The following is an 11,359-nucleotide window of genomic DNA, read 5'->3' as shown; positions in this document are numbered from 1 at the left end:
GGGTCAAACCCTTAGGCGTCGGTCTTTTCGGCCTGCGCGGCCTGACGACGCATCAATTCGTTGCGATAGAGCGCCACGAAATCGATATTGTCCAGGTTCACCGGCGGGAAGCCACCGTCGCGGGTGATGTCGCTGACGATGCGGCGCAGGAACGGGAACAGCATCCGGGGGCACTCGATCATCAGGAACGGATGGATCTGATCCTCTGGCACGCCTTCCACGTGGAACAGGCCGCAATAGTCCAGTTCGCACAGGAACAGGACATCGTCCATGCCCTTGGCTTTCGAGGTCAGCTTCAGCTTGACCGAAACCTCGTACTGATGCTCGGTCGGGCGCTTCTTCGCGTCCAGGTTCACCTGAACCTGAATCTCGGGCTGTACGTCACCCGACACGCCTTTTTGCGCCATGACGTTTTCAAAGGACATGTCACGGATGAACTGTCCCAGAACACGCATCTGAACCTGCGGGGCAGCTTGGGCCGCAGTGTTTTCTGCAGCGTTTTCTTCGGCCATGGATCTACTCCAAAAATGAAATTCGACACTGCTTAGCAACTTGAGGGCGGTACCTCAATGCTGGGGCGGGCCTTCGACCCATTTTGAAGGCTTCGAGGGCTCTTTCCTTGGGCGCACCTCGGTAAATTCTCCGTCAATCACGTCGCCCTGATCGAAGGGGCCGCGCCCGGCCTGAAACCCGGCACCCGTTCCCATCTGGAACTGGGTGACTTTGACCTTGGACTTCAGATACCGGAACACCGCCACCCGAACGCCCGGAATAAGCAGGGCAAAACCAATGGCATCGGTGAAAAAGCCCGGCGTCAGCAGCAATGCGCCGGACAACAGGATCATGGCCCCATGGGCCAAAGGCTCGGTCGGGTCGTCCAGCTTGGCAAAGGATTGCTGCAATTGTCCCAGCGCCATGCGACCTTGTGTCCGCACCAAAACAGTGCCCAAAACCGCTGTCAGGACCACAATTCCCAGCGTTGGCCACAGGCCGATCAGACCACCCACTTGAATAAACAGGGCGATTTCGATGATCGGAACCAACAAAAATGCCAAGAACAGATACATTTGCGTTATCCTTTCCATATGGCCGGGCTGTGGACTTGCCACCAACTGTCACCTACATAGTGGCAGGAGGCCGCGTACACAAAGTCTCGGTTCTGAAAAGAGGATGAAATGAACGAACCCATGATCCAGTTGCTGGTCCTGGCCGGAATTGCCATTTTCCTGATCCTGCGCTTGAAAAGCGTGTTGGGTTCGCGTGAAGGTTTCGAGAAACCTCCTGTTCCGCATCAGCCCGATACGGGCGCATCCCGTCGTGATTTCGAGGTGATCGAAGGCGGCCCCGATCATGACATCACCGACCATGTGCCCGAAGACAGCGAACAAGCGCAAACCCTGGCCGCGATGAAGCGGGTCGAGCCCAGCTTTTCCGTCAGCGAGTTTGTTCAGGGCGCGCGCGGTGCTTATGAGATGATCGTGATGGGGTTCGAAAAGGGCAATCTGGACGAAATCCAGCCCTTCCTGGCGGAAGATGTGTTTGACACCTTCGTCTCGGTCGTGGCGGCCCGCGAAGATCAGGGCCTGACCATCGAGGCCGAGTTCATCGGTGTGCGCGAAACCACGCTTGCGGATGTGTCCTTCGACAAGGACACTAATGAGGCCGAGATCACCATGAAATTCATTGGTGAGCTGACCTCGGTCGTGCGCGATCGCGGGGGTGACATTATCGAGGGCAACCCGAACACCGTGAAACGCCAAAAGGACAGCTGGACCTTTGCCCGTGTGATGGGCAAGGACGATCCGAACTGGCTGCTTGTTGCCACGGACGCATGATTGCCACGCTCCGGTCGCTTTTACTGGTGGGCGTCATGACCACCGCCAGCGCCGCCGGAGCCGAGGCGACGCGATCTATCCTGTCGTTTGACGATCTGCAGGGCTGGGCCGAGGATGACCACGGCGCGGCCCTTTCCGTTTTTCTCAACACCTGCGGCGATCTGAAAGACCCGGACTGGCGCGCGCTATGTGGCGTGGCCCGGACCTATGAGCCGGATGCCGCGCGGGCGTTCTTTGAACTGTTCTTTCGCCCGGTTCTGGTCGAAGACGGTGAAGACGCGCTGTTCACCGGGTATTTCGAGCCCGAACTGGACGGATCGAAAACCCGCACCGACCGTTTCAAATATCCGATCTACAAGATGCCCCCCGAAGCGCGGGCCGAGGGGCCGTGGCTGAGCCGCAGGGACATCCTGACCGGCGATGTGATGCAGGGGCGCGGGCTTGAGATCGCCTGGGTCGATGACCCAGTCGAGCTGTTCTTTCTGCAAATTCAGGGCTCGGGCCGGGTTCGTCTGCCGGATGGTGGGGCATTGCGTGTTGGATACGGCGGCGCGAATGGTCATCCCTACCGGTCGATTGGCGTGGAATTGGTTCGGCGCGGGATTTTGGGCTCGCATGAGGTCAGCGCTCAGATGATCCGCGCCTGGGTGCGCAAGAACCCCGAAGCCGGGGCTGAACTTCTGTTCCACAACCCATCTTATGTGTTCTTCCGCGAAGTCAGCCGCGTCGCGCCCGAACTGGGGCCGCTAGGGGCCATGAACCGATCCATCACCACCATGCGCAGTATCGCCGCCGATCCGGCCTATACGCCGCTGGGTGCCCCTGTCTGGGTGGAAAAAGACGGGAAGAACCCGCTGCGTCGATTGATGATCGCGCAGGACACCGGCGCGGCGATCAAAGGCGCGCAGCGGGCGGATATTTTCTTTGGGACCGGGGACGAGGCCGGTCAAGCAGCCGGGCGACTGAAAGACCCCGGCCGGATGGTTGTACTGCTGCCAATCCAGCGCGCCTACGCTCTGTTGCCGGATGAATTCTGATGACCCGGCGCAAACTGACCAGTGAAGAGATCGATCTGTGGCGCAAGGTCGCCAAGCAGGCTGAGCGGCTGCACCCCGAGATCCCTCAGACCGTGCACCCGACGACCTTGCCGAAACCAATGCCCAAGAAACTGCCAAAACCGCGGATCGAGGCGTTTGAGTTGGGGCAATCCCATCAGAGTAAACCTTCTGGGAACACGCTGAAGCCGTCGATCACGGAAACGCTGCGGTCTGCACCGGTGCAGATGGACACCAAGGCGTTCAGTCGCATGAAGCGCGGCAAGTTGAAGCCCGAGGGCAAGCTGGACCTGCATGGCATGCGGATCGATACGGCGCATCCAGCGCTTGTGCGCTTCGTGCTGACCGCGCAGGCGCAGGGAAAGCGGCTGGTGCTGGTGATCACCGGCAAGGGCAAAGATCGCGATGAGCCCGGTCCGATCCCCACACCACGTGGCGTGCTGCGCAATCAGGTGCCGCATTGGCTGTCGATCCCTCCGCTGGCGCAGGCGGTGATGCAGGTGACGCCCGCCCATATCAGCCATGGCGGGGATGGGGCGTATTACGTCTATCTGCGGCGCTCACGTTAGAAATCGGCCTTGGCACGGTGAATGCCCAGCCAGATCAGCGCGCAGACCAGCAGGAAAAATCCGGCGACCCACAGAAATTGCGCGCTGAGCGAAACCCCGAGGTCGATCAGCACACCGGTCAGAACCGGGCCGATGGCCGACCCAAGAACCATCAGCGCTGTCGCCAATGCCTTGATCGCGCCGATATGCCGGGTGCCGTAGAACTCGGCCCAGAAGGCGCTTGGCAAGGTGTTATGCGCCCCAGCGGTGATGCCCAGAAAGATCAATCCGATCAGAGCGTTGCCGATGGTGTCCGAGAAAGCCAATACGCCAAAGCCAATCGCCATGGGGATTTGGTAAAACGGCATGATCCGTGCGGTGCCCCATTTGTCCAACGCCCAGCCTGCCGCAAACATGGCAAGGATCGAGACCCCCGCGAAGACGGGAAACAAGGCGACCAACTGGATATGAGGCCAGTCCTTGACCTCGGCCAGATGCACTTGATGAAAGAAGAAGGCGGTGATGAAGGCCGAGGGCCCCAGGATCGACGGAGCCATGCACCAGAACAGCGGGTGAAACAGCGCCTCGCGCCGGGTCCAGTGACGCCCCTGCATGCCGGTTGACGCGTATTCGTCCGCCAGGGCTTGGGGCGTGCGTTCCTGACGCAGCAGGCGGATCAGAACCGGGATGCCCAGCAGGATCAGACCCGCCGCAATGACCCAAAGCCAGCGCCAGTCCAGAAACGCCATCGTAGCGACAAAGGTCAAAGGCAGCAGCGATTCGCCAATCGAATAACCCAATGAGGCGATGGACAGGGCTTTGCCCCGCGATGCGGTGAACCAACGCGCCATCGCCACCTGCGCCAGATGGACGCTCATCCCCTGCCCGAACAGGCGCAGGAAAAAGACAACCAGCGGCAACAGAACGATCCAGCTGTTCAGCGCCATCGCCAGCGCGGCCAAGGCCAGACCTGCCAGAACGACGGGGCCCAGCGCCCGCACGCGGAAGACGTCGGTCAGCCCCCCGGCCCAGACCATCACGCCTGCCGCCACCAGCGTACCCAGCGAATAAAGCCCGCCCCAGGCCCCGTGGCTTAGCCCGTAATCCGCCCGGATTTCCCCTGCGAAGATCGAAATGAAGAAAGTCTGCCCAAAGCTGGACAGGAAGGTCAGCAATAATCCTGTGCCAAGCCAGGATGCGTTGTCGAAAAGAAACTGACGCAGGCTGAACCGCGTCACGGGGTCGACACCTCGGCCTGTCCGGATTCGGTCAGAACAATCTCGGTCGCGCCTGTTGGATTGCGCTCGCTGGGCGGAACCAGAATATCGATGCCCGGCCGCTCATCCGGCCCGAACGTGTTGCTGACCCGTCGCAGCGAACTGAGAATGGCCAACAGCGCCGGCGAGGTCGCGGCCACAAAATGCGAAGATTGCGCATCGCTGTTAAAGGCGGTCGTGTCGATCACGTTGATCGGAAACTCCTGCAAGGTCTCAATCGAACTGATATTGCCCAGCCGTTCGCCCTCGGCCGTGCCGCGCAGCCGGGCCGAGACGTTCAGGATCTTGTCCTTCTGCGATACCATCACGATGAACGGGTCAGGCGGGGTCGCGATCCGGCTCATCTGCGAGCGGAACAGATCCACATCCAGATCGGGTGAGATCAGGACAACCCCATCGAGGTTGCGTTTCGACCAGCCGGGTTCCTGAAGCTCGGCCTGTCGCATCATCTCCATCGACAAGGCGCTGCCCATGGAATGCGCCAGCAGGATCACGCGTTTGACCCCCATGGACTTCAACTCTCGAATGGTCTGTTCCAATCCGTCTCGGGCAAACAACATGCTGTCCAGATCATATGCATAACCATAGCCGGTCGCCCGGCTGGGCCATGAATAGACCAGCGTCGTTCCGGGAATGCCGATGTCATGAGACAGCTGAGCCGCGCGAAAAATGGTCTCGGTCTGGGTCGAGTTATAGCCGTGGACAAAGATCGTCACATCATCCTGACCCCGCAGATGCTGCCGCAACCCTTGGGCGCCGTTCAGCTGCTCGACTTCCGCCAGCACAAATTCCTTTTGCGGGTTCGGGTTGGCGTAAGAGAATTTCAGGCTGCCGGGCGTATGCGAGGGCGGGATGGACACGGTGGTCTCAAGAAATTGCAGCGCCTCGCCGCGCCGAAAGCCAAAGGATCCGTCAGGTTCACGCGCGCGGGTCGTGCTGGCAAAGACGGTCTTGGGCGTGCCAACCGACAGCGCGGTTGGAACGATTTCCGAAATCGTCCTGTCGACGCAGGCCCCCAGAGACAGGGATAGAAACAATAGGATGAAATAGCGCAACACGACCTGCCCCCGGAACGTTTGGCGCTAAGCTATCGAATTCTGGCCCCACGTCCAGCAACATGGGGCCTGTGCGACGGCAAGTTTCGGCTGAATCTGTTACAGAACGTAACGGCTGAGGTCGGTGGACCTGGTCAACTCGCCCAGATTGTCTTCCACGAATTGCGCGTTCACAGTGATCTCGGCCCCGGCCTGATCCGGTGCGTTGAACGAAAGCTCTTCGAACACCCGCTCCATCACCGTGTAAAGCCGCCGCGCGCCGATGTTTTCGACGCTTTGGTTCACATCCGCCGCAATCCGCGCCAGCGCCGCGATCCCGTCTTCGGTAAAGCTGACCGTGACCTCTTCGGTGCCCATCAGGGCGGTGTATTGGCGGGTCAGCGCGTTGTCGGTTTCGGTCAGGATGCGAACGAAATCCTCTTCCGTCAGGGCGCGCAGTTCGACGCGGATCGGCAGACGGCCCTGCAATTCCGGCAACAGGTCGGACGGCTTGGCAATGTGGAACGCACCGGACGCGATGAACAGGATATGGTCGGTTTTCACCGGGCCATGTTTGGTGCTGACTGTGGTGCCTTCGATCAAAGGCAGCAGGTCGCGCTGCACCCCCTCGCGGCTGACATCGCCGCCGCGCGCGTCCGAGCGGGCACAGACCTTGTCGATTTCATCCAGAAACACGATGCCGTTCTGTTCGACCGAGTCCAGCGCAGTCTTGGTGACGGTTTCATCGTCCAGCAGCTTGTCTGCCTCTTCCCCGATCAGCGCGCCATAGCTTTCGGCCACGGTCATGCGCTTTCTGACGGTGCGCCCGCCAAAGGCCTTGCCGAAAATGTCACCCAGATTCATCATCCCCATCTGCCCGGCCGGCTGGCCGGGAATGTCCAGCATGGGCATCGGGTTCGAGGTATCGGACAGTTCCAGCTCGATCACCGTATCGTCCAGCTCGCCCGCTTTCAGCTTCTTGCGGAACATCTCACGCGTGCCTTCACGGGCGTCTTCGCCTGCAATGGCGGTGATGACGCGATCCTCGGCGGCCTCATGGGCACGGGCCTTTACATCCTCGCGCATGTATTCTCGGGTCTGGACAATGGCCGCATCGGCCAGATCGCGCACGATCTGTTCGACGTCGCGACCGACATAACCGACTTCGGTGAACTTGGTGGCCTCGACCTTGATGAAGGGCGCGCGGGCCAGCTTGGCCAGACGGCGGCTGATCTCGGTCTTGCCGACGCCGGTGGGGCCGATCATCAGGATGTTCTTTGGATAGACCTCATCCCGGATATCGTCGGCCAGTTGCTTGCGCCGCCAGCGGTTGCGCAGCGCCACGGCCACGGCGCGTTTGGCGTCTTTCTGCCCGATGATAAAGCGGTCCAGTTCCGAGACGATCTCGCGCGGGGTCAGGTCGGTCATATGCGTTCTATCCGTTTGTTTCGCAGCGGAACCTAATCATACCGGGCGAAAACACAAGCCGATCACGAAAACATCACGCCAACTCACAGAAAGCACACGGATTTTCGTGGTGATGTGAATCGCCATCCCCATGTGCGTTACGGCATAACCATCCGCGATGGGCAAACCCGCCTGCATCTATTTATGGAGATACCTCATCATGATGACTCGTCGTTCGCTTTTTGTGAAAGCTGCAGCCACCGGCGCGGCCCTGACCCTGGCCGGCACCACCACTGCCCTGGCCGGCGGCGCCAAAAAGAAAGGCAATTTCGAAGGCCGCTCGAACCACATCACAAGCGGTTCGGTGAAACTGGTCAAGGATGGCGACCGTTACATCGTTGAGCTGGGCGACGACTTCTCGCTGGATGGTGGCCCCGACCCGCGCGTGGCCTTTGGTAAAGACGGCACCTACGCCCCCGACAGCAAGCTGGGCGCGCTGCTGAACCTGACCGGCAAGCAATCCTACGCCGTACCGCCGACCATGGATGTGTCGGGCTACAACGAAGTCTACATCTGGTGCGAGGTTGCCGGTGTACCGCTGGGCGTTGCGTCGCTGAAGTAACCACTCTGGTCAGAGGTCGGGCCAACCGACCTCTGACACATCGTACAAGCGTTTCGGGTTTAACTTGAAACACGAATACCCTGCCACGCCTTCGGCGTTCTCGGGACATTCGCGTTGCGGTAAGAGTCAGGTAAAACCCGAAACGCTTTAGGTAACAGGACAACTGTCTGCTACACTCGCCCCAAGGTATTGGAACCGGGGGCGTTTTTATGACCAAGATTGCCAAGATCACCTTGCTGTTCGTGGTGTTTGTCGACCTGATCGGGCAAGGGCTGGTCTTTCCGATCATCAATTCCCTGATCATGGAAACCAAATCCGGCTTCCTTCCCAACAACACCCCCGAAGGCCGGAGGCATTTTTACTATGGCCTCGTGATCGGGTGTTTCTTTCTGTCCTGGTTTCTTGGGGTCGTTTACGTCTCGAAAGTCTCGGATTCCATCGGGCGCAAGAATGCGTTGTTGGTCTGTCTGGGTGGCGCGTTGGTCGGTTATGCGCTGACCATCGCTGCGCTGTATATGAACAGCCTGCTGATGCTGATCATCGGGCGCTCGATCACCGGGTTCACGGCGGGCAACCAACCTATCGCGCAGGCGGCGATGATAGATGGCAGCACCGATGCCGCCGACCGCGACCGCAACATGGGCTATATCGTGACCGGTGTCAGCTTTGGCCTTGTCGGCGGCCCGATTATCGGGGCCGTCCTGTCCGATGCCGCCCTGCTGGGCAGTTATGCCACCCTGAAAACCCCGTTCTACGGGGCCTTCGTTCTGGTGCTGGTCGCCATCTTCCTAGTGACGACATTCTTCAAGGACACCCGTACCGACCGCGAACCCTTTGTCTTCCGCCCGCGCGACATCACCGACAGCCTGATTGCCGTGCGCGGTCATCCGATGGTTCTGAAAATCCTGCCGGTCTATTCATTCTTCATGATCGCCAACGTGACCTTCTATGTCTTTGTCGACAATTTCCTGACCAGCCGCTTTGACTATGGCGTGATTGGGGGCAGCATGGCCATGGTGGTAATCGGCGTCGCGCTGGCGTTTTCCAGCACCTTCCTCGTCAAACCCGCGCAAGAGAGGTTCAGCAAGCATTCGATCATCTACAAGTCGCTGATCGCCATGGTGATCTGCGGGCTGGCATTTGCCTTCAGCCCCAGCGGAGTACTCAGCTATGTGCCGGTTTTCCTGTTCTATTTCCTGTTCGGCGTCGCCTACCCGACCCTGCTGGGGCTGTTCTCATCCAGCGTCAGCGAGGCGGATCAAGGTTGGGTCATGGGCGTGACCACCGCCGTTTTCTGTCTGGCGGGTGGCATCATGTCCCTGATCGGCGGCGGATTGATGAGCATCGACATCCGCGTGCCCTACTACATCGTCGTCATCGCCGCGATCTTCGGCCTGATCGGAATGCACCGCCGCTGGAAAGGGAAAGAGATCAAGGCGCTGTTAGCCTGAAATGGTCTCAACCGTCAGATTGCCGTTGGTATAGACGCAAATATCGGCAGCAATCGCCATCGCCTCACGCGCCACCTGCTCGGCCTCTTTGTCGCTGTCCATCATCGCGCGGGCTGCGGCCAAGGCGAAGTTTCCGCCCGATCCAATTGCGGCCACGTTATGCTCGGGCTCCAGCACGTCCCCTGCCCCGGTGATTACCAGCAGGTCCTTGCCGTCGGTGACGATCAGCATAGCCTCTAGCTTTTGCAGGTATTTGTCGGTGCGCCAGTCCTTGGCCAGCTCGACCGAGGCGCGGGCCAGTTGGCCGGGCGTGGCCTCAAGCTTGGCCTCCAGACGTTCCAGCAGCGTAAACGCATCGGCGGTCGAACCGGCAAACCCGGCGACCACTTCGAACCCGCCCGGTGTCAGGCGACGCACCTTGCGGGCGGTGCCTTTGATCACGGTCTGACCCAGGCTGACCTGCCCGTCCCCGGCTATGACAACCTGCCCGCCTTTTTTGACGCCAATGATCGTTGTGCCATGCCAACCGGGAAATTCGCTGTCTGCCATGAAAGCCTCCGTTCTTGTCGGCGTTATATATGGGCCGGGCGCGGGATCGGCGCAACCCGTTGTGAAACTGCCCAAAAGATATGCAATAAATGCAAATCAGGACTGCCAAACCAGCAATTGTGAGTTTCAGATGAAGACCCTACATGGGCCTCACAACCGACAACCGGTCGGCTGTTTCACATCAAAGGACTGCGCACATGGCAACCACTGCAAATATTCATGCGCCGCTCGGAGCAGCTACCATCCTGCACGTAGTGGACGCGTTCACCAACGCTTTCGAAACCGTTGTTGAATGGAACGAGAGCCGTAAGACCCGCAAGCTTCTGTCGGAACTGAGCGACACACAGCTGGAAGATATCGGTCTGGTTCGCGCGGATATCGCGAAGCTCTGATCCTTCGACCGGATCGTCAAATCGGAACAGCCGCCCGGATCCCCGAGCGGCTTTTTCTTTGTCATTTCAAAGCGTATTTACCGACCTGAGACGGCACAAATGCCTCGATTGCAGCCGTTGCCACGATGTGACGGGTGCCAGCCGCCTGATCTACCACGTCCTGTCCCCCCAGCACTGCATGTACTTCGGCCTGTCCGCGCGGAAGGTCGGCCGCCACCTGGGCACAATCGACCTGATCGGGGTTTTGCACGCCGATTGTCACCTGCACCCGCATCTCGCCGTGATCGACGCCAAGATTCGAGAACAGCGTGATCGAGGAGTGATGCAGCGCGTCCTGCACCGCACGCCGCGCGGCCTTGGTATAGTCCTGACCATAGAGGTCATTGCCCATCCCCATTTCCAGAATGATGCGCTGTTCGCTCATTGCACCGCCTCCATGTCGAACGAAACCGCAAGCGCGGCATTGGCGATGACCGTGCGACCAGTGCTGCCGGGCTTGTCGATGTCCAGACCGCCCTTGGTGACGGTGACGCTGGGCGAGCCATAGGGAAATACCGCGACCAGCTTGCTGGTATCCACCTGATCGGGCTGTTGTACCCCGATCTCGACATCGATGATCATCGCCTCTTTCGGAAAGCCGAACAACTCGGCCATGTCGATCGAGTTATGCCACAACGCATCCTTGATCGCGCGCAGCGCTGCTTCGGTGTAATCCATCCGGCGCAGCGATGTGCCCATGCCGAATTCCACCAATACCCGTGTTTTGGCCATCTGCCCCCTCCGGTTTTTCAATAAAAAAGGCGCCCGGTTGCAGGCGCCTTTGATCTTTCATCAATCCCAAGCGGATCAGATGGATTCTTCGATCCAGCTTTGCAGCGCCGCCTTCGGTGCCGCGCCCGCGCGGTTCGAGACGACCTGACCGTCCTTGAAGATGAACAGCGCCGGGATGCCACGGACGCCCATGGCGGCGGCGGCGTTGGGGTTGCTGTCCACGTCCACTTTGGCGATTTTCACCTTGTCGCCATATTCGGCAGCCAGTTCTTCCAGCGCGGGGCCGATCTGTTTGCAGGGGCCGCACCATTCGGCCCAAAAGTCCACAACTACGGGAACGGCCGAGTTCTTGACTTCGGCATCAAAGGTATCGTCGGTAACGGCTACGGTCGACATATTCTGTCTCCTGAATGGGGTA

General features: G+C 59.7%; 14 protein-coding genes and 1 pseudogene. 6 read left to right on the top strand and 9 right to left on the bottom strand.

What is annotated here, in order from left to right; all coding sequences use genetic code 11:
• Positions 1-11: 11 nt before the first annotated feature.
• Positions 12-512 carry a protein-export chaperone SecB gene (gene secB, locus ACR0E6_RS11080; protein WP_170453344.1) on the bottom strand — a complete coding sequence of 167 codons (501 nt, stop codon included), beginning with the start codon at positions 510-512 and terminating at the stop codon, positions 12-14.
• A gap of 54 nt (positions 513-566) precedes the next feature.
• On the bottom strand, positions 567-1,067 hold the full coding sequence (locus tag ACR0E6_RS11075; RefSeq protein ID WP_170631592.1) for an FxsA family protein: 501 nt from the start codon (positions 1,065-1,067) through the stop codon (positions 567-569).
• 108 nt (positions 1,068-1,175) lie between these two features.
• Here ACR0E6_RS11075 and ACR0E6_RS11070 point away from each other — a divergent pair, with 108 nt between their 5' ends.
• Genes ACR0E6_RS11070 through ACR0E6_RS11060 form a run of 3 tightly spaced genes read left to right on the top strand, consistent with a single transcriptional unit; the run spans position 1,176 to position 3,459 of the window.
• On the top strand, positions 1,176-1,835 hold the full coding sequence (locus ACR0E6_RS11070) for a Tim44/TimA family putative adaptor protein (RefSeq protein ID WP_170453342.1): 660 nt from the start codon (positions 1,176-1,178) through the stop codon (positions 1,833-1,835).
• On the top strand, positions 1,832-2,872 hold the full coding sequence (gene mltA / locus ACR0E6_RS11065) for a murein transglycosylase A (RefSeq protein WP_480583241.1): 1,041 nt from the start codon (positions 1,832-1,834) through the stop codon (positions 2,870-2,872). Before ACR0E6_RS11070 ends, mltA begins: the two co-directional genes overlap by 4 nt.
• A complete protein-coding gene (locus ACR0E6_RS11060; protein ID WP_480583239.1) occupies positions 2,872-3,459 on the top strand; it encodes a Smr/MutS family protein in 588 nt (195 codons plus the stop codon). The genes mltA and ACR0E6_RS11060 overlap by 1 nt, the downstream gene beginning before the upstream one ends.
• Here the strand turns inward: ACR0E6_RS11060 and ACR0E6_RS11055 are convergent.
• From ACR0E6_RS11055 to hslU, 3 genes are all read right to left on the bottom strand, one after another.
• On the bottom strand, positions 3,456-4,676 hold the full coding sequence (locus tag ACR0E6_RS11055) for an MFS transporter (protein WP_480583236.1): 1,221 nt from the start codon (positions 4,674-4,676) through the stop codon (positions 3,456-3,458). The genes ACR0E6_RS11060 and ACR0E6_RS11055 overlap by 4 nt on opposite strands.
• Positions 4,673-5,773, bottom strand: a complete 1,101-nt coding sequence (locus ACR0E6_RS11050) for an alpha/beta fold hydrolase (protein WP_170520864.1) — start codon at positions 5,771-5,773, stop codon at positions 4,673-4,675. Before ACR0E6_RS11050 ends, ACR0E6_RS11055 begins: the two co-directional genes overlap by 4 nt.
• 96 nt (positions 5,774-5,869) lie before the next feature.
• On the bottom strand, positions 5,870-7,177 hold the full coding sequence (gene hslU / locus ACR0E6_RS11045; RefSeq protein WP_480583233.1) for an ATP-dependent protease ATPase subunit HslU: 1,308 nt from the start codon (positions 7,175-7,177) through the stop codon (positions 5,870-5,872).
• A 199-nt stretch (positions 7,178-7,376) separates the two neighbouring features.
• Between hslU and ACR0E6_RS11040 the strand changes: the two genes are divergently transcribed.
• Both ACR0E6_RS11040 and ACR0E6_RS11035 read left to right on the top strand, forming a co-directional pair.
• The gene (locus ACR0E6_RS11040; RefSeq protein WP_170453336.1) at positions 7,377-7,778 is read left to right on the top strand and encodes a DM13 domain-containing protein; all 402 of its coding nucleotides are present in this window, start codon (positions 7,377-7,379) and stop codon (positions 7,776-7,778) included.
• Positions 7,779-7,987: 209 nt separating this feature from the next.
• A complete protein-coding gene (locus ACR0E6_RS11035; RefSeq protein ID WP_480583230.1) occupies positions 7,988-9,229 on the top strand; it encodes an MFS transporter in 1,242 nt (413 codons plus the stop codon).
• Here ACR0E6_RS11035 and hslV read toward each other — a convergent pair.
• Positions 9,221-9,778: an ATP-dependent protease subunit HslV gene (hslV, locus tag ACR0E6_RS11030; RefSeq protein ID WP_170520858.1), complete on the bottom strand. Its 558-nt coding sequence runs from the start codon at positions 9,776-9,778 to the stop codon at positions 9,221-9,223. The genes ACR0E6_RS11035 and hslV overlap by 9 nt on opposite strands.
• A gap of 197 nt (positions 9,779-9,975) precedes the next feature.
• Here hslV and ACR0E6_RS11025 point away from each other — a divergent pair, with 197 nt between their 5' ends.
• Positions 9,976-10,170 (top strand): DUF1127 domain-containing protein, encoded by a 195-nt coding sequence (locus ACR0E6_RS11025; protein ID WP_170453333.1) that lies wholly within the window; start codon positions 9,976-9,978, stop codon positions 10,168-10,170.
• Between the two features lie 61 nt (positions 10,171-10,231).
• Here ACR0E6_RS11025 and ACR0E6_RS11020 read toward each other — a convergent pair whose 3' ends face one another.
• The 3 genes and pseudogenes from ACR0E6_RS11020 to trxA form a co-directional block, all read right to left on the bottom strand.
• The gene (locus ACR0E6_RS11020; protein WP_170520856.1) at positions 10,232-10,594 is read right to left on the bottom strand and encodes a Lin0512 family protein; all 363 of its coding nucleotides are present in this window, start codon (positions 10,592-10,594) and stop codon (positions 10,232-10,234) included.
• Positions 10,591-10,941 carry a Lin0512 family protein gene (locus tag ACR0E6_RS11015; RefSeq protein ID WP_480583227.1) on the bottom strand — a complete coding sequence of 117 codons (351 nt, stop codon included), beginning with the start codon at positions 10,939-10,941 and terminating at the stop codon, positions 10,591-10,593. The genes ACR0E6_RS11020 and ACR0E6_RS11015 overlap by 4 nt, the downstream gene beginning before the upstream one ends.
• A 75-nt stretch (positions 10,942-11,016) precedes the next feature.
• Positions 11,017-11,355: pseudogene (trxA, locus tag ACR0E6_RS11010) on the bottom strand (thioredoxin); the annotation flags it as partial.
• Positions 11,356-11,359: the final 4 nt, after the last annotated feature.

Source organism: Ruegeria sp. AP12 (genome assembly GCF_056540025.1).
Note: the sequence above shows the minus strand (reverse complement) of the source record. Positions and strands in the feature narration are given on the sequence as shown.